Source organism: Algoriphagus hitonicola (genome assembly GCF_900113375.1).
GTDB classification, from domain to species: domain Bacteria; phylum Bacteroidota; class Bacteroidia; order Cytophagales; family Cyclobacteriaceae; genus Algoriphagus; species Algoriphagus hitonicola.
Genome location: NZ_FOPC01000017.1, coordinates 35,419 through 53,666 on the forward strand (window position 1 = coordinate 35,419; position 18,248 = coordinate 53,666).

At 42.5% G+C, this 18,248-nt stretch carries 11 protein-coding genes; 2 read left to right on the forward strand and 9 right to left on the reverse strand.

Going from position 1 to position 18,248, the window contains the following annotated elements; translation table 11 throughout:
• Entirely contained in the window at window positions 1-2,988 is a 2,988-nt protein-coding gene (locus BM043_RS17705; RefSeq protein WP_092794109.1) for a tetratricopeptide repeat protein, read from the reverse strand.
• Between the two features lie 16 nt (window positions 2,989-3,004).
• On the reverse strand, window positions 3,005-4,027 hold the full coding sequence (holA, locus tag BM043_RS17710) for a DNA polymerase III subunit delta (protein WP_092794112.1): 1,023 nt from the start codon (window positions 4,025-4,027) through the stop codon (window positions 3,005-3,007).
• 120 nt (window positions 4,028-4,147) lie between these two features.
• Between holA and BM043_RS17715 the strand changes: the two genes are divergently transcribed.
• Window positions 4,148-4,855 carry a tetratricopeptide repeat protein gene (locus BM043_RS17715; protein ID WP_092794115.1) on the forward strand — a complete coding sequence of 236 codons (708 nt, stop codon included), beginning with the start codon at window positions 4,148-4,150 and terminating at the stop codon, window positions 4,853-4,855.
• 12 nt (window positions 4,856-4,867) lie between these two features.
• Here the strand turns inward: BM043_RS17715 and BM043_RS17720 are convergent, their stop codons facing one another.
• Window positions 4,868-5,707, reverse strand: a complete 840-nt coding sequence (locus BM043_RS17720; RefSeq protein ID WP_092794118.1) for a universal stress protein — start codon at window positions 5,705-5,707, stop codon at window positions 4,868-4,870.
• A 9-nt stretch (window positions 5,708-5,716) separates the two neighbouring features.
• Window positions 5,717-6,637: a 2-hydroxyacid dehydrogenase gene (locus tag BM043_RS17725; protein ID WP_092794120.1), complete on the reverse strand. Its 921-nt coding sequence runs from the start codon at window positions 6,635-6,637 to the stop codon at window positions 5,717-5,719.
• A gap of 148 nt (window positions 6,638-6,785) precedes the next feature.
• Between BM043_RS17725 and BM043_RS17730 the strand changes: the two genes are divergently transcribed.
• Window positions 6,786-7,634, forward strand: a complete 849-nt coding sequence (locus BM043_RS17730; RefSeq protein ID WP_092794123.1) for a DUF2911 domain-containing protein — start codon at window positions 6,786-6,788, stop codon at window positions 7,632-7,634.
• Between the two features lie 531 nt (window positions 7,635-8,165).
• On the opposite strand, the gene BM043_RS17735 is transcribed toward BM043_RS17730, so the two are convergent.
• From BM043_RS17735 to gyrA, 5 genes are all read right to left on the reverse strand, one after another.
• On the reverse strand, window positions 8,166-9,881 hold the full coding sequence (locus BM043_RS17735) for a sodium:solute symporter family protein (RefSeq protein WP_092794126.1): 1,716 nt from the start codon (window positions 9,879-9,881) through the stop codon (window positions 8,166-8,168).
• Between the two features lie 100 nt (window positions 9,882-9,981).
• Complete coding sequence (locus BM043_RS17740; protein ID WP_092794218.1) at window positions 9,982-12,432, reverse strand: PIG-L family deacetylase; 2,451 nt, start codon at window positions 12,430-12,432, stop codon at window positions 9,982-9,984.
• A gap of 259 nt (window positions 12,433-12,691) precedes the next feature.
• On the reverse strand, window positions 12,692-14,302 hold the full coding sequence (locus BM043_RS17745; protein ID WP_092794129.1) for an NADP-dependent glyceraldehyde-3-phosphate dehydrogenase: 1,611 nt from the start codon (window positions 14,300-14,302) through the stop codon (window positions 12,692-12,694).
• Window positions 14,303-14,483: 181 nt separating this feature from the next.
• Window positions 14,484-15,692: a tetratricopeptide repeat protein gene (locus BM043_RS17750; protein ID WP_092794132.1), complete on the reverse strand. Its 1,209-nt coding sequence runs from the start codon at window positions 15,690-15,692 to the stop codon at window positions 14,484-14,486.
• A gap of 28 nt (window positions 15,693-15,720) precedes the next feature.
• The gene (gyrA, locus tag BM043_RS17755; protein ID WP_092794134.1) at window positions 15,721-18,243 is read right to left on the reverse strand and encodes a DNA gyrase subunit A; all 2,523 of its coding nucleotides are present in this window, start codon (window positions 18,241-18,243) and stop codon (window positions 15,721-15,723) included.
• Window positions 18,244-18,248 lie beyond the last annotated feature (5 nt).

Sequence of the window (18,248 nt, forward strand, 5' to 3'; positions counted from 1 at the left end):
TCAATTGAGGCTTTGAAGTTTGGTTTCTGCCAGTTGGCGGATTTCGTCATTCGTGGTGTTTTCTACGATGGATTCCAGCGTGGCTTTGGCCTGGAAGTCCTCTCCTACCGTGATGTAATTTTCGGCAAGCAGTAAAAACATCCGACCATACCAATAGCCAAAATCTGCAAAGGGAGCCGATTGATCGAAAATAGCATCGTTGGATTGATCGATTGATCCATTTTTCTGATAGTTTTCTGCGAGTAAAAAGAGACCTTCGGCACCCTGCTCGGTTTTATATTCGTCCACCAGAACTGATAGTGTAACTTCTGCGGCATCATTGCGATTCAAGGCAAACTGGGCCTTGGCTTTTGCCAAAAGTGCTTTAGGGGTGGATTCTGGAATTATCCCGTCCTGTTGTTCCAATCGCTCAGCAGTGCTGATCACCTGATTGAATTTTTTGGTTTCCAAATAGGCTTGAAGCAAGCCTTGGAGCGCTTCCACTTCTTCTACCTTGTTCCGCGCGTTTTCAGAGGCCATTTCCAAATAAGGAATAGCTCCTTCGAAGTTTTCCCGACTCAATTCGATTGCACCAATCCGCTGCATGGCTCTTATGCGCTGCGGAGAGGCAGGTTCATTTTCCAATCGCTTGAATGCCTGAAGTGCCTGATCAAATTGCTCCTGCTGAAAATAAGAATCCCCAAGAAAATAAAGCGCATCGGCCTTTTGCCCCGACTGTGGATAGCTCTGGAGGTAATTTTCAAAGGCTTGAGTAGCTTGCTGATAATCCTTTTCGAAATACAGACTTTTTGCAGCTTCAAACTCCAGCGACTGCACAGAGCCTCCATCAGGATTCGCTTCCTTGTATTCGGTTAGGTATTCCGAAAATTCCCCTGAGCGACCCTGTAATGCCAACGTTTCCTGCAGACCTTTTAAAGCTGTCTCAGCATTTTCCGAATTGGGGTGCTGTGCTAGAATAATGCGATAATCCTCGATGGTTTGATCGTAGTTTTGCAAGCTGAAATTTGCCACGGCTCTACCTTCCAAGGCAAACGGAACAAATGGACTATTGGGGCGTCTTCTAATCAGATCTGTAAATCCAGCCGAAGCATCCTGATAGCGGCTTTCTTCCATGTAAATTTGCCCGCGTTGATATAATGCATCCTCTATGTAAAGCGAGTTGGGATAGTTAGAGACCAACTGATTGAGATTGGCAATTGCATTTTCATTGGAGGATTGGAAATTTTGGACCACAGCCAATCGGAAAAGGGCATAATCGATTCCTGAGTTTTGGTCATTGATAGCTTGCTGAAACACCGATTCAGCTTCTGTAAATCGCTTTTGAACGTAGTAACAATCCCCTAATCGAAGCATGGCATCGTCGTAGTTTTCTTTGTCTTGACGAGTTCGCATGCGGTCCGTATAGGTTTTGAAATATTCTTCGGCCTGGGAATATTGTTGGGAGTTGAAATAGGCATACCCCAAGCCATAAATACTTTTGTTTAAATAGGCACTGGAGGTAGTTCGGCCCATGTCCAAAGCTGCCTCATAGGATTTGATCGCGGATGGCAAATCATCCGAGGCGGCATAAATTTCTCCTTTCCAAAAATGAGATTCTAAAACCAAATCTCTATTAACGGGATATTCAAGTGATTTATCCAAGTAAGAAATGGCTCCGGGAAATCGCTGATCGCGGTAATATACCATGGCCTGATAAAAGGCGACTCTCTGGTAAGCTTCCCGAATTCTCGGTGATTTATTGCTGATTCGGTCCATTTGCTCAATCGCCCGTAGGTAATCGCTGGTATTGATCAAGGCTTCGGAAAGTAAAGTTTCGGCTTCGGAGCGGAATTTTCCATTCGGGTATTCGTTTAGATATTCGTCCAAACCGGAAATCCCTGCCTGAAAACTCCCCTTTTGCAAATTGGCTTTGGCATAATTAAAAAGCGCTTCTTCTTTGATTTCTGTATTGAAGGAAGCATCGGCAGCGGCTTTAAATGATGTGCCGGCAAACTGAAAATTATCCTGCTCCAGATAGGCATGTCCCAAGTAATAACTGGAAGCCTGTCCCAATTCATCGGTAGAAGAGGCAGAAACTTTCAAGTAATCTGTAGCTCTGGGGAAATTCCCCAATTCAAATTGTGAAATCCCGCCCTTGTATACCTGCTCTCGGGTCAGTTCCCCTTTTCGGGCATTAACAAAGGCGTCGTAGTTTTCCGCTGCTTTCCCAAATTCCCTTTTGGCAAAATAGGCCTCTGCCAAGTACAAATGGACCATTTCTTTTTTGTCCAAATTGGGTGTGCCGGCGATTTTGGGCTCTGCATAGGAAATCAATTCCTCATAGCTGCCCTGCTGATAGTAAAGTGCTGCCAATAAATAGGGGACTTTGTTGGTATAAAACTGGGTTTTGCTAGCAGCTTGAAGATCCGAAATCGCTTTTTGATTTTCCCCATTTTCCAAGGCAATAAACCCGCTGTAATAATAGGAGTCATAACTGATGGGCTCCCCCAATGCTTTTGACTGGTCAAAATAAGGAGCGGCCTTCGCATAATCTTTATTTAAAAAATGAGCATATCCCTGCTTAAAGAGTATATCAGCTTTCGCGGCATTATCCAGTTGATTGGTATTGACCAGACTGTAGGCTTCGACTGCTTCCTTATAGTTTCGCTTATAAAAAAAATGATCCCCCAAATACAAGCCTGCGGTATTGACCGAGGGATGATTTCCATTTTCCTGGATATAGGCCTTCATCATTCCCGGACCATTGGGCGCTTCCAGGTTCAATGCCGACTTAGCCTCCAAAAGGGATTTGGCCTTTTGCTGCTCGTTAGAGAAATCAGCATTTTCTACTTCTTGAAAATTTAGCAACACGGCCGAAAACAGTTGCTTATCAAACAATTCAAACTGCCCGTCTAAGGGACGCTGAGACTGTGTTTGATACAGGGTAGATTGGGAAAAAGCTTCAATCGAAAGACCCAAGCTAGCGAGAATCACCAAATGGTATTTCATAAATTGGTTTAGGGGTTCAATGCAAGATCAGATACACCAGTTCTCGGAGGTTTTCAGCATCGCTCATGGCTCCGGAGTCAACTCCTTTGAAACGAAGATCAGCCTCTTTTAGGTATCTAAATACATCAATTACCTTGCCCAAATTGTAGTTTCGTGCTGCCACCACATATTCCTTAGCTACGAATGGCGGTAGTCCTATGATCCCTGCTACCTGGTATTCCGAGGTAGCTCCAGCTTGATGAATCAAGGCTATTTTGGTGAAATAATTATATATCAATGAGAAAAGCGGAATTATTGGATGAGCTTTTGGATTCTGGGAAAAATAATGAATAATCTTATTGGCTTTGGCGACGTCTTTAAAACCAATTGCTTTCAAAAATTCAAAATTATTATAATCCTTATTGATGCCAATATACTTGGAAATATGCTCAGTGGTGACCTTAGTGGGCTCTTTGAAGTTTAAAAACATCTTGCTCAGCTCATTGGTCAATACCTCCAGGTTGTTCCCAATCGAGTCAGCCAAAAGTTGACAAGCTCTAGTGTCTATACTGTGGCCGATTTCTTTGAAATAGTCTTCTATCCATTTGTTCAATTGATATTCGGGAACCTTATCTGAGCGAACGAAAACCGTTTTTTTATCCAATTCCCTGCCCAAGGCCGATCTCCCGTCGAATTTCTTGTGCATATGAGCCAAAACCAAAATGGTGCTTGGCAGCGGATTTTGAAGATAACCCAAGAGTAATTTTTGGGATTCCTCATTATTGAGATCCGGCAAACTCTGAAATTCTTTTACGATGACCACCTGTCGCTCTGCCATCATGGGAAACTTTCGGGCATTGTTCAGAATCACTCCCATATTGGAATCTTTGCCGTAAAGCACAATTTGATTAAATCCACGCTCATGCTCAGCAATCGCGTTTTTTTCAATAATACTGGTAATCAAATCTACATAGAATGGCTCCTCTCCATCGAGAAAATAAATCGGGGCAAATTTCTTTTCCTTTAGGTCCTTGAGTACATCCTGTGGCTTCTGCGGCATAATGATTGGGATTTAAACTTTAAAGATAAGAGCCTTCTGTACTTGCCTGCAAAATCACGGGAAAGATTATTCGATAAACTTATCAGGCCTTAACTTTGTATTATATAAAAACCGAGGAAAATGACATTTGAGCAAGGAATCATTCATTATAAAGAAGGGAAGTTTGATCAGGCATTGGAAATTTTTGATCTGTTGATCGAAAAAGAAAAAGGAAATAGCCAGTACTTTTTATACCGGGGCAGGATACGCTCCCGATTGGGAAAAACGGTGGAGGCTTTGGAGGATTTTGATATCACTGTCTCTTTGGAGCCCTACAATACTGACTTCATCTCAGACCGGGCGGTCGTGCTGCATCTTTTGAAAAGAAATGAAGAAGCCTTGGCAGAATTTGACCGGGCTGCCAACCTAGACCCTGCTAATCCCTATCGCTACAGCAGCCGGGCATTTTTCAAAGATAGAATCGGAGACCTCAATGGCGCGATCGCCGATTATGAAAAAGCCATCGAACTCGATCCAGAAGATGCTGTGGCTTATAACAACAAGGGATTGGTAGAAGAGAAAATGGGTTTTCAATCCAGATCCAAAAAAAGCTTTGAAAGGGCAGATGATTTGGTCGGTTACAAACCCACAACCCAGTCTGAAGAAGTTCCCTCAGCGGATCCCAAAACTCCCAGTGAACCCCTACCAAAGATTTCAAAATCTGTAGAAAAGCCAAAATTGACGCTATCCTATTTCATTCATATCGTCAAGTCACTTTTTACCGATCAAAAAACCCAATCGGAGTTTGTCTCTTTTCTGAAAGGAAAAAAACCAAAATCAGACGCCTAAGTCTATAAAGCTTTAAAATTTCTTGATGACCCAAAGTGGCTTATTGATAAAATAGGCCATTTTTTTTGAGATGGATTCTGTGAAAATGCGTTGGAAAAAGCTGCGTTTTTTGCTCAGCGTGATCAGCATATCTCCTTTGGCTGTTTGCAGGTGATTTTCAAGTCCCAGCGCTAAATCATCCCGAAAAGACTTCAATAAATAATTGACTTTACTGTATCGCACAAAAGGTTTCAACTCGTCAATCATCACCTGATGGAGGGTTTTGTCGATTAGCTTTTGTCGCTCCGTCACATGAACGATGTCGATTTCTGAGTCAAAAAAACTGGCAAATTCTGTGATTTTTTGGATGGCAAGTTTATCCTCTTCGTAATAATCGGTGGCATAGATCAATTTTTGGGGAGCTCTGAAAAATATCTTTCGTGGGATGACCATGACATCGACCTCAGAATTTTCGACAACTTCACTTGCCCGAGAACCCACGATGTTTTTTCGCAGTTCGTTCATGCCTTCCGTCCCAATCACAATCAGGTCCGCTCCCTCCTTTTTTGATTTATCTAAAATCTCACTGACAATCTCCCCTTCTTCCATATCCCATTCGGGTATTGGAACTCTTCCCGCTAATTCCTGCACTACGGCAGCGTGGATCTGGGTCATTTTGTCTTTCAAAAAATCGTTCTGATAAGTCCCATTTTCATCAAGTGGAGAGAGCTTAAGATAATCCTCCCGGTTGATGACATGAAAGAGTATAAGTTTGGCCTGATATTTCAACGCAAGATGGGTGGCATATTCCAGTGCATTGAGCGAACACTCAGAAAAATCCAAGGGGCAAATAATAGTATTGGGCTTAGTCATAATTAAAAGTTAGTAACCTCTTTTGCGATTAACGACATTCAAGAGGTCTTCGTTAGCATTTAGTCTTCTTATATTTTCCAAAACCTGTGGAGCGGCGGCTTCAGGATTGGTAACACTCGCTATATGCGGGGTTAAAATAATCCTTTCTTCATTCCAAAAAGGATGATCCTTGGGCAGCGGTTCGGTTTGATAAACGTCCAAAAGCGCTCCAGAAATCAAGCCGTCGTCCAAGGCCTGCAACAGGTCTTTTTCGACCAGATGTTTTCCTCTCGCCACATTGATCAGAAAGGTGCCGGGTTGACATTTTCCAAACAACTCACTGTTTAAAATCCCCTCTGTCTCCGGGGTCAATGGAAGCAAGCAAACCAGTACGTTGATTTCCTTCAGGAAGTCATCGATGTTATCCTTTGTAAAATAAGGAAATTTAAAATCTTCTTTTTCAGAAAAGCCGAGACCGAAAACAGGGAAATCCAGATAATCCAGCTTATCCAACACATCATAGCCCAAAGCCCCAACTCCCATCACACCTACTTTAACGGGGATTTCAGGATTGCTCATATCCCAAACTTTTCTTTTTTGATCGGTTTGATATCGGACGATCTGTCGGTGAAAATTCAGCACCCCCATGACCACGTAGTTGGTCATAGACCAAGTCAGGCGGTCGTCTACGATCCGTACAATCGGGAGATCTTTTGAGATGGATTTATCCCTCAAAATATGGTCCACACCCGCCCCCATGGAACTGACGAGCTTTAGATTTTTAAAATTTGACAAAATTCCCTCTGGATGCTGCCAAACTAAGACTACTTCGACGGCATCGGGGTCGGTGATTTCAGGATAAACTTGAATCTTTAAATCCGGTTCATTTCGCTGGATTACCTTAATCCATGGACTGGGATCTTTTCCGGGACAAATGATAGCTAAACTCATATCACAAAATTCATCATTTGAAATTCGACTTGGAAGAATTGGAAAGAAGCATTTTCCCACTAATCAAAAAACCCGCTTTTTTTCTCCTATTTTTGGATAAAAAAACATCAATTTGCGTTCCTAACAAACCAAAAGTTAATCAAATAATATGAAAAAAACATTTTCTATGCTTGCAGTGGCCTTGTTCCTAATCGGAACTGCAGCCTATTCTCAGCAATTGCAAATGCCTCAGGCATCCCCGAGTGCTAAAATTTCCCAAAAAGTAGGATTGACTGACGTGACTGTCGATTACTCCAGACCCAGCACCAAAGGAAGAAAAATTTTCGGAGAACTCGTTCCTTACGGTCAGGTATGGAGAACGGGCGCTAATGCTGCCACAATCTTGGATTTTTCGACAGACGTGGAGATTTCTGGAAATCCTATTCCCGCAGGAAAGTATGCGATGTATTCCATCCCGGATAAAGACAAATGGACGATCGTATTCTCCAAAAATACCGAACTCTGGGGAGCTATTGGATACAACACTGACGAGGATGTTCTTCGATTTGAGGTGGAACCCAAAAAACTCAGCCGCAAATATGAAACCTTTGAAATCAGCTTTAACAACATGACTGACGACGGGGCTGATCTTTCTTTAAAATGGGAAAATACCCGAATCGATTTTAGAATTTCCACGGAGGTAGAGCCAATCGTGATGGCTCAAATTCAGGAATTGGTCATTGACACCAAAACCGAAAACCCAAGCTTGCTTTATGCCGCCGCCAACTATTATTTTACTAATCAGAAGGACATGAATCAGGCCTATACCTGGATATCAAAATCGGTAGAATCAGACCCAAAATATTGGACCATGCACCTGAAGGCAAAAATTGAGGCAGCTCTTGGAAAAAATGAGGATGCTATTGCCTCAGCTAAAAAATCGATGGAAATGGCTGAAATCGCCAAAAACCCGGATTATATCGCACTGAATGAGCGCTTGATCAAATCTTTGAAATAACAAATATCAAAAACGAGGCTTTCTCATAAGCCCAGTTTTTGATATTGAGCTTTTGAGCAGAGGGAGTTGGGAAGTTCGAAATATGGCCCGAAACGCTAGAATAGGCAGTTGATTTCGAGCCCCCCCAACTCTCAAGTGCTACCCCTGACGAATTGTGTCTGCCTCAGGCTGAGCGTAGGCTTTGTCAGGCTGAGGCTTAAATATTCTTCGAACATACAAAAAGGAGATGACGAAAATTATGGTTTGAATCAAATTTTTGGTCACGCTGAGCACTTGAGAGACGGGAGTCTCGAAATCGAAGCGTCCTCGTACCTTCAGACTCCCGTCTTTCGGGTGCTCGGACTGACCCCAATTTTTTGATATTAAGCATCTCTGTCATCGGTAGCGTAGTCGTTGTCAGGCTGAGCGTATTTGTTGTCAGGCTGAGCGTAGTCGAAGCCCTAACTTCTTGTATTTCGAACCAATACACGTCCACTCTCTCGAAACAAGTTCGGGGCAGGCTATTAATAAACTATTTTTGAAACAGCTTTTTTATTTGCCTTGGATTAATTTCATCGTACTCTGAATAATCACTGCGAAAAGCATTACCGATAAACAGCCGATGGCATTATACCACAAAAATCCAATGTCCCAGTGAAAGCCAAATAGCCCTTCTCCATTTTTAAAGTGAATGATCAAAATCAATGCTTGAGAAAAAAGCGCCGCAATAAATACCCCTTGCCCTTTGATCCATTTCATCATAAATCCCACGATAAAAATCCCAAGGATGGTTCCGTAAAACAAGGAACCCAACAAATTAACGGCTTGAATCAGGTTTTCAAAAAGCGAGGCGTAAATAGCAAATAAGATAGCCCCTGCACCCCAAAGTGCTGTGAACAACTTGGATGAAATCACATAATGTCCATCGGTAGCCTCTTTTTTTATCGATCTTTTATAAAGGTCAATCGTAGTAGTCGAACCCAAGGAATTGAGCTCGGAAGCACTGGAGGACATAGCCGCCGAAAATATCACGGCAAACAAAAGCCCTACAATTCCCTCCGGAAGATGATCCATCACAAAGCGCATAAATACATAATCTGTATCCCGGGTTTCAGCTACCGGATCATTTTTGACAATTAACTCTTTTACCTCATCCCGAATTACTTCCTGCTCTTCCTTGAGTGATTGGAGTTTGGTGCTAAACTCCGATGCATTTTCATCATTTCCACTCTCAATCGCTTCTAGCATCGAAAGATACTCGGCCTTACTTTGCTCAAAATTCTCCGTATATCGATTTTCCAAGAGCGCAAAATCATCTGAAAACTCACTGTTTTTTAGCTTTTCGGTTTGAACCATATTAAAGACAACCGGCGGCTGATAAAACTGGTAAAAAACAAACACCATCACCCCGATAAAAAGAATGATAAACTGCATGGGGATTTTTAGAAATCCATTCATAATCAATCCCATTCGGCTTTGAGAGAGGGTCTGACCGGATAGATAGCGCTGAACCTGACTTTGGTCAGCTCCGAAATAGGAAAGGAAAAGAAAGACGGCAGCTGTCATTCCAGACCAGACATTGTAGCGATCGGAAGGATCAAATTCAAAGTTGACAATATTGAGTTTTTCCATTTTCCCGGCCACGTGTAGCGCCTCAGTAAAGGAAACAGGCAATAAATTGAGCACGATGATACCTGCTAAAATCATTCCGCCCATCATGACGGCCATTTGTTGTTTTTGCGTAATGGACACAGCTTTGGTTCCACCCGAAACCGTATAAATAATCACCACCGCCCCAATAAAAATTACGGTCCAGGTCAAATTCCAACCCAATAAGGTCGAGAGGATAATCGCTGGAGCATAGATGGTAATCCCCGAAGCCAAACCCCGCTGAATAATAAACAACAAAGCCGCTAAGGTTCTGGTCTTCAGATCAAATCGATTTTCCAGATATTCGTAGGCCGTATAAACTTTAAGCTTGTAATAAATAGGAATGAAAAAAACCGATATGATAATCATCGCTAGTGGCAAACCAAAGTAGAATTGAATAAATCCCATTCCACTTTCGTAAGCTTGCCCAGGAGTACTTAGAAAGGTAATCGCTGAGGCTTGTGTGGCCATGATGGAAAGTCCAATGGTCCACCAGTTCATCGAATTTCCTCCTCTTAGGTATGAATCCAGATTTTTTTTGCCTCGGGTTTTATAAATCCCGTAAATGGCAATGGTCCCCAGCGTACCAAATAAAACAATCCAATCGAGCGCGCTCATGAAAAAGCCTTCATTAACCAATAAAACAAGCCGATCTGAAGGACTAAAAGTCCCATGAGGCCCAAATAAAGATTTGTCCAGTTAACTTTCTTTTCTTCCATTAGGGTTGATCGATCATGTTGATGAATAATTTGATGGCTCCTGGCACTCCTGCCGGCAACTGCCTGAAAAACGACAATCCGGTATAAACATAAGTACCTTCTCCATACTTTCCATAAATCAGAGATCCGGTTTTTGGATCTTCCTCCGGGTCATTCATGACAAAGGGAGTACTGTATTGCTCATCAAGATCTCCTGCAAAATACAATCCCCGCTCCTGAATCCAACCTTCAAAATCCGCTGACTGAATGGGATTTGGTCCTTTTAGCAATGGATGCTCAAAATCAGCAGTCACCTCCGCTGATTCCACGGCTACTCTATCCCTCGTGATGCTAAATGGGAAAGGCCCAAGTTGCGTGGTCAAAAGCGGAGAAGATGTATTGTATTGGACGATCAAATTTCCTCCGGATCGAACATAGCCCATCATGGATTGCTGGTTGGTGGCCAAGTCTGAGTTGACATTGTATGCTCTGATGCCCACTATGATCGTTTTAAATTGAGAAAGATAATCCACAGTATAATCTGAGGGACCGATCATCGTGACAGAATATCCCAAGGCTTGGAGCACAGCAGGCACATCATCCCCTGCACCGGGAATGTACCCGATTCGCTCTCCGGAAATCTCCCAATCCGCTTCAATAAGCGAGATCAGTGCCGGCTGAAAATAAGTGAGATTAGGGATATGATCGTAAATGATCCGATTGGTAATCTGATCAAAAAGCCGACTGTCTTCTGTTTTATAAACCGCTCTGATTGATTTTTTGCCAGGCTTATCCTTTATAAATTGGACTTGATAAATCCGCTGCTTTCTATAGGAATCATCCCTTACTTCTAGAATTCTAAAATTTTCTGACTTTAATCCTTCAAAAACCAATTCCCCGTCTTTAATCCTATCCCGGAAGTTTACCGTGACGGTGACTTCTCCCGGTTTATCGGAAAGATTGAAAACGGTGAACTTTGATAAGGAAAGATCAATTTCGGGAACAATGGCAAAAGGCTGCTTTACCTCCCCGTTTACCTGATCATTGTATTTGAACATCAACGGAACCTTTACCAAAAACTCTTGTCCTTCAACAGTAAATGACATTTCTGATTGGATAGCCGCTGGATTAAAAGCATCCCCAATTTTGAGTTGATCGGTCACCGGATACATCGGACCATCAAGGTAATTTTCCAGCCAATAAGGCTGTGAAAAAGGGGTTTTCGGAGGAATGTTCGCTTTGACGGGAAGTCGAAGGGGTTGATTGTTGCTTACCGAGGCATTGCTCTCAGGGTTGAAAGTTTCCCCAAAAAGCTGAATCGAAAGATTAGAAACTTCAAAATCAGAGGGATTATTGAATACTAATTCTCCTGTGATTTCTGCTCCTGGAAATCCCGTTTCCTTTCGACTATTAAATTCAAAATCCAGCCCTAAGGCATGAATCACCAATTGGTCCAAGGTCTTCAATTTTTCTTCAAACCAAATCTCATCTACCGCTTCATTCAATAATCTTTCTCTTAATTTCAATAAATCAGATGCTATGGCTGAAGGATTTGTAAAATCGTAATCCTCGATTATCTGATCAATCGCAGCTTCAATTTCATCCCCGTTAGATAAGCTTTCCCAGCGGTTTTGAACCCCATCAAAAGGACTTTCAGAAAAGGGTTCTCCTTTGATAAATTGGATATGATCCACGGCCTCGCCGATTCCGGCTGTGGAACCGAAACCTTGAGATTTGTGCATAGTCCGGCTATCAGCAGCGATCTGAGCGTAACTTTTTCCCAAAATAGGATTGAAATTACCCGTCTGAAATTCATGATAAATTTTCCCTTCCTCGGGTTCAAATTCTCCTCGGAAATTATACGCATTCCAAAAAATCCGTTTGGGCGACCAGCTTTCCACATATTGAAGTTGTTCGGGAAAAGCATCCGAGTTACCGGCTAAGTCAAAGGCTTCTTCGGCCATTATCGCAGAAGTCGTGTGATGACCATGAGTAACGCCGGGAATGGTATTGAAGCGGGTGATGATAATGTCCGGGCGGAATCTCCGAATCACCCAGACCACATCCGAAAGGATCGTTTCCCGGTCCCAATTCTGTAAGGTTTCATTGGGATTTTTGCTAAACCCAAAATCCTTTGCACGGGTAAAAAACTGTCTTCCTCCATCCGTTTCCCGGGCTTTTAGGAGTTCTTGAGTTCTGATTTGCCCCAAGCCTATTCCTAATTCCGAACCGATCAAATTTTGGCCTCCATCTCCTCTCGTCAAACTCAAATAACCCACTTGGGCTTTGAGTTCATTTGCCAAAAAGGCGATTAAACGAGTGTTTTCATCATCGGGGTGGGCAGCTACGTAGAGAACTCGCTTGGTTTCTTTAAACTTTAATAATTCATGATAAATTTCAGCTGAGGAAAGGGACTGAGCAGAGATGGTATGAAAAATCGCCCCACAGAAAATCAGCAGGATCATTTTCATAGATTTCAGGTTTATCATAGATGGTTTAACTATTCTTCCCGAAACTAGCCGAAGCAGCATTCAAATAAAAATTTTTTGTGATCAGTGGAGACCTTTTCATTCTAAATCAAGGATTTAAAGGCTTTGGTATTCTCACAAGGATTTTAGAATAGCTAAATGAATCCTGATAATGGATTAAAGCTTTTAATAAAGCTGAAAAAACTTTTATTCTTCCATCATTAAAAAAGGCCGGGCTAGTTACTTGACCCGGCCTTTTTAATTAAAATATAAATTTGGTACTTAGGAAGTTTGACTCTTGATCGGTGATAATTTCATTCAAGAGATGTTTGTTTTCCTCCGTGAGCTTTGCAGCAACTAAGGATCGGATACTAAAAGATCTGAGTGCATCCGAAACGGAAAGTGTACCCTCGGCACTGTCTTTTCGACCTGTGAACGGAAACACATCCGGGCCTCGTTGGCATTGGGAATTGATATTTACCCGACTGACTTGATTCACGAGTGGATCGATTAATTTGGAAAGTTCCTCCGGGTCGCTGCTAAACAAACTCACCTGCTGACCATGTGGAGATTCTATCAAATATTCGATCGGTTCTTCGATCCTCAAAAAAGGAAGCACGGGAATAATCGGTCCAAACTGCTCTTCTCGGTAGAGTTTCATTTTTTCTGTGACCGGATAAACGACCGCGGGATAGACAAAGGATTCATTGGTTTCTCCCCCATGTTCGTTAAGGATTTTTGCTCCATGCTTTTCAGCATCTTTCAGACAGTCCTGCAAGTAATGAGGTTTTTGAGGCTCCGGAAGGGGGGTAATATTCACCCCATTTTCCCATGGCATTCCTACTTTTAGTTTGCCAATGGCCTCTACCAGTTTCTTGTTAAATTCATCCACGATAGACTTATGGACAAAAATGATTTTAAGTGCGGTACAGCGTTGACCATTGAAGGACAAGGATCCGGTAATGCATTCTTTCACGGCCAAGTCCAAGTCAGCATTCGCCGTGACGATTGCCGCATTTTTGGCATCCAATCCCAAAATAGCCCGAAGGCGATTTACTTTAGGATGGAGTTTTTTAAGTTGGTCGGCTACTTTGCTGGAACCGATCAATGTCAAAACATTGATTCGCCCAGACTTCATCAGTGGCGGGATAATATCTGCACCACGTCCATATACAGAATTGACTACGCCTTTTGGAAAACATTCTGCAAAAGCCTCAAGAAGTGGGAAATGCAATAATGAACCATGTTTTGGCGGCTTAAACAAGACAGTATTTCCCATGATCAAAGCAGGAATAAGCGTGGTATAGGTTTCATTTAGCGGATAGTTAAACGGTCCCATACAGAGCACCACCCCAAGAGGAGAGCGTCGAATCTGCGCTGCAATACCATCAACGATCTGAAATCCAGAAGATTGTCGATCCAGGTCTTTAAGAGCGTCTACTGTCGCATAAATGTACTCCACTGTCCGGTCAAATTCCTTCAAAGAATCTGAATAGGACTTACCGATCTCCCAGAGAATAAGTTTGGCTACTTCTTCCCGCTTTTCGATCATTCGTTGGGTAAACTTTTCGATGCATTTGATCCGGTCAGCTACCGACATCGTAGGCCATTCGCCTCTTCCATTGTCATAGGCATGCTCTGCGGCATCCAGTGCTTCCAGTGCTTCTTTTTCACCACAGACAGGATAGGAGCCTACCAAGACTCGGGTTGGTCCTGATTTTTTTTCAACGCAGATGGGAGAAAAAACATCGTGGGATTTTCCTTTCCAGACTTTCATGAGTCCATTGGACAAATAGGTTTTTTGTCGAAGTGGCTCCTTCAGGCGAAAGGATTCAGGAATTTGATCTTCCTTGGGGAATTGTAACTCTTTCATGAAATTAGCTTTGGTACAATTAGGCTTATTGGAATATTAATAGGTTTGAAAGAATAAAATTGCCTATTAATTCAATTAAAACCAATTAAACCCAAAGATTAGAAATTTGATGTGACATGGGGCACAAAAAAAGGTTGTCCCTGGAGAGACAACCTTTTTTACTAATGAATGTTTGTTAAAATCAACCTTCTTCCATCCAGTTTGGACCGAGAAGTTCGATCAGTTTTTGGTTATACTTTTCTGCCTCTTCGGCATTTTTCAAACGCGAGTGAATCTGGAACAAAATAGCCATGACATCGGTATCTTCTGGACGAATCTCCAATGATTTTTCGAAATATGGAACAGCGTCATCGTAATAGCCGTTAATCGTTGCTCCCATTTCGTCGGATCTTTTTTCCCATTCCTCATCAGAAAGTGCATTTAGCTCCGTCATCACCTCTTTGGCCATTTCAAGCAATAAAGCGCCCGTGTAATAGTTTCCTTCATAGAATTCCGGATCCACTTCCACTGACTTTTTGTAATCGGCCAAAGCACCTTCGATGTCACCAGACTGCTCTTTCAAATAACCTGATCTCAAAAGGATCGCAGTGTTTTCTGGATCTTTTTTCAATGCCTCATTGATTTGAGCCATCGCTTCGTCCATTTTATTCAATTGCAAAAGCAACTGAATCTCATATTCCGCCAAAACTTTATCCTCAGGATATTCTTCTCTTGCGTTTTTAACCAATTCGTAAGCACCTTCAGAATCCTCCTCAGCACTTGCGATTTGGATCATGGTGTAATACGCGTTGAGTTTATTGTATTCAGGAATTTCAAACAAAAGGTTGAAGTGTTTTTTCGCATCTTCAGTTCTTCCAAGTTCATTTGCCAAGAACCCGGCATTGTAATGAATAGTAGTATCCATTTGATCAATCTCTCCCGCTAGGTTGAAATATTCATAGGCCATCTCCAAATCTTCATTTTCATAGCTTCTGATGGCTTTGTCAAATGAAGTGTTTTTCAAGGTGAAAATGGAATACGGCCGTAAGTTGTCAGGAACGCCTGTCACATCGTCAGCATAAACATCTTTTCCTACTCCGTCTTCTTTATTGGAACCAGCCATTTCGAAGGTTTTGAAAAAAGTGGCTAATGAAGCCTCTCCAATTTCAAGGTTTTCTGCATTTTGAGTTGAATCTGAACCGAACATCTTGAGCTCGATTTGAGCTTTCAAGAGGTAAGTTTCTGGTTCAGCTCCAGTCTCAGGATCCTCGATTGCTGTATTGATATCAGTAAGTGCCGCTTCCAAATCTCCAGACTTGAAGTTTTTATTAGCAGAACGTACTACTTTCTTTTGTCCAAAAGCTATGGCCGTCACAGCGACCAAGGCCAACGATAGAATTAGCTTTTTCATCTAGTTACGTTTATCTTTAATTGTTTGGTTATTCGTTGTTTTCGGGGGTTTCTTCCGAATTATTATCTGCAATTTGTGAAGAATCTGAATTTTCTTCTACTTCTTCTTTAGAAATTTTTTCAACGGAAGAAATCTCATCTCCTTCACCAACTTTGATCAGTCTTACTCCCTGCGTCGCCCTACCCATAATCCGTAGCGCTTCGACAGATATTCTGATAATGATTCCCGACTTATTGATGATCATCAAATCATCGGTATCCACTACCTCCTTAATCGCTACCAAGGTCCCCGTTTTTTCGGTGGTATTCATGGCTTTAACACCTTTCCCGCCTCGGTTGGTGATTCGGTATTCGTCAAGATTGGAGCGTTTTCCGTAACCTTTCTCAGATACTACCAAGAGGGTGGCATTTTCCTCAGACGCACATACCATGCCAACGACATAGTCATTAACATCTGTTAAGGTTATGGCTTTTACACCAGTGGCAGTCCTTCCCATTGGTCTAACTGCTGTCTCAGGAAAATGTATCGCTCGACCTGATTTTGCCGCTATGACAATGTGTTGACTACCGTTTGTCATTTCTACATTGACCAGCTGATCATCTTCCCGAATATTCAAGGCAATAATGCCATTGGAGCGAGGTCTGCTGTATTGCTCCAGCGTAGTTTTCTTGATGATCCCCTTCTTAGTAACCATGACCAGGAAGTGATTATTTACATAATCCAGGTCATTGATATCATCCACCTGAATAATGGATCGGATTTTATCATCCGCCTGGATATTAATCAGATTTTGAATCGGTCTGCCCTTGGAAGTTTTGCTACCTTCTGGAATCGCGTAGGTTTTCAACCAAAACAGTTTGCCTTTATCGGTGAAAATCAATAAGTAATTGTGCGTAGAAGCCGTAAACAAATATTCGGTGAAATCATCCTCTTTGGTACTGACTCCTCTCGAACCTACTCCACCTCTACCTTGAGTTCTATACTCGGTCAAGGCGGTTCGTTTGATATATCCCTGATGAGAAACGGTAATGATCACTTCTTCATTTGGAATCATATCCTCATAGCTGAAATCTTCGGCATTATGCTCGATTTCAGTTCGTCGATCATCAGCATAACGGTCCTTCATTTCTGCAAGTTCCGTCTTGATGATTTCCATCCGCTTGTCTTCGTTGGCCAGGATTTCTTTCAATTCCTCAATCAATGCCATGATTTCCTTGTATTCTTGGATGATCTTATCCCGCTCCATTCCGGTCAAGCGCTGCAGTCTCATATCGAGAATAGCTCTTGCCTGAATTTCACTTAGTTCAAATCGCTCGATCAACCCATTTCTTGCCGTTTCCGGATCTGCTGAATTTCTAATCAAGGCAATCACTTCATCCAAATGATCTAATGCGATCAGATACCCTTCTAAAATATGTGCCCGCTTTTCAGCCTCCCGAAGTTCATATTCTGTTCTTCTGACCACCACTTCATGGCGATGACTTACATAATGAACTATAAGGTCCTTCAGATTAAGTGTCTGAGGGCGACCTTTTACCAAAGCCACATTATTTACTGAAAATGAGGTCTGAAGCTGCGTATGTTTGTACAGATTGTTGAGGACTACATTGGAGATCGCATCACGCTTTAATTCGTATACAATCCGCATCCCCGAACGATCAGACTCATCTCGGATCGCTGAGATCCCATCAATTTTCTTTTCGTTGATCAAGGCAGCGGTTTTTTCCACCATGTTTGCCTTATTGACCATATATGGAATTTCGGTGATAATGATCATCTCCCGGTTTCCATTATCCTTTAATTCGATATTCGCCTTGCCTCGAACTACAATTCTTCCCCGTCCGGTTTCAAAGGCAGCTTTTACGCCATTATAGCCATAGATAATACCTCCTGTCGGAAAATCGGGAGCTATGATATGCTCCATCAGTTCGGGGATGGTGATATCTCTATTGTCAATGTAGGCGATGATCCCATCAATCACTTCCCCTAGATTGTGCGGGGCCATGTTGGTCGCCATCCCCACGGCAATCCCAGAAGCACCATTCAGTAAAAGTGCTGGAACCTTGGCAGGAAGTACAATGGGTTCTTTCAGCGAATCATCAAAGTTGAATTGGAAATCAACGGTCTCTTTATTGATATCCACCAGCAATTCCTCGGCAATACGTCGTAGTCTAGCCTCGGTATATCGCATGGCGGCGGCATTGTCACCATCGACAGAACCAAAGTTACCTTGACCATCCACCAAAGGATAGCGAAGTGACCAAGGCTGGGCCATTCTGACCATCGTCTCGTAAACGGCCGAATCCCCATGCGGGTGATACTTACCGAGTACTTCCCCTACGATTCTAGCAGATTTTTTATAGGGTTTGTTATGTAATACGCCCAGTTCTTGCATTCCGAAAAGAATTCTTCGGTGAACGGGCTTCAGTCCATCTCGGACATCAGGAAGTGCTCTTGAAACAATAACCGACATCGAATAATCGATGTAGGCACCGCGCATTTCCTCTTCAATGTTAATGGGAATAATGTTCTCGTGTTCTCCTTGAGCCATAGTAT

Excerpts from the sequence above, each read along its gene's own strand:
- BM043_RS17735 (WP_092794126.1), bottom strand. The coding sequence starts at position 9,881 with ATGAGCGCGCTCGATTGGATTGTTTTATTTGGTACGCTGGGGACCATT.
- BM043_RS17740 (WP_092794218.1), bottom strand. The coding sequence starts at position 12,432 with ATGAAAATGATCCTGCTGATTTTCTGTGGGGCGATTTTTCATACCATC.
- BM043_RS17725 (WP_092794120.1), bottom strand. The coding sequence starts at position 6,637 with ATGAGTTTAGCTATCATTTGTCCCGGAAAAGATCCCAGTCCATGGATT.
- gyrA (WP_092794134.1), bottom strand. The coding sequence starts at position 18,243 with ATGGCTCAAGGAGAACACGAGAACATTATTCCCATTAACATTGAAGAG.
- BM043_RS17750 (WP_092794132.1), bottom strand. The coding sequence starts at position 15,692 with ATGAAAAAGCTAATTCTATCGTTGGCCTTGGTCGCTGTGACGGCCATA.
- BM043_RS17745 (WP_092794129.1), bottom strand. The coding sequence starts at position 14,302 with ATGAAAGAGTTACAATTCCCCAAGGAAGATCAAATTCCTGAATCCTTT.
- BM043_RS17720 (WP_092794118.1), bottom strand. The coding sequence starts at position 5,707 with ATGACTAAGCCCAATACTATTATTTGCCCCTTGGATTTTTCTGAGTGT.
- BM043_RS17715 (WP_092794115.1), top strand. The coding sequence starts at position 4,148 with ATGACATTTGAGCAAGGAATCATTCATTATAAAGAAGGGAAGTTTGAT.
- holA (WP_092794112.1), bottom strand. The coding sequence starts at position 4,027 with ATGCCGCAGAAGCCACAGGATGTACTCAAGGACCTAAAGGAAAAGAAA.
- BM043_RS17705 (WP_092794109.1), bottom strand. The coding sequence starts at position 2,988 with ATGAAATACCATTTGGTGATTCTCGCTAGCTTGGGTCTTTCGATTGAA.
- BM043_RS17730 (WP_092794123.1), top strand. The coding sequence starts at position 6,786 with ATGAAAAAAACATTTTCTATGCTTGCAGTGGCCTTGTTCCTAATCGGA.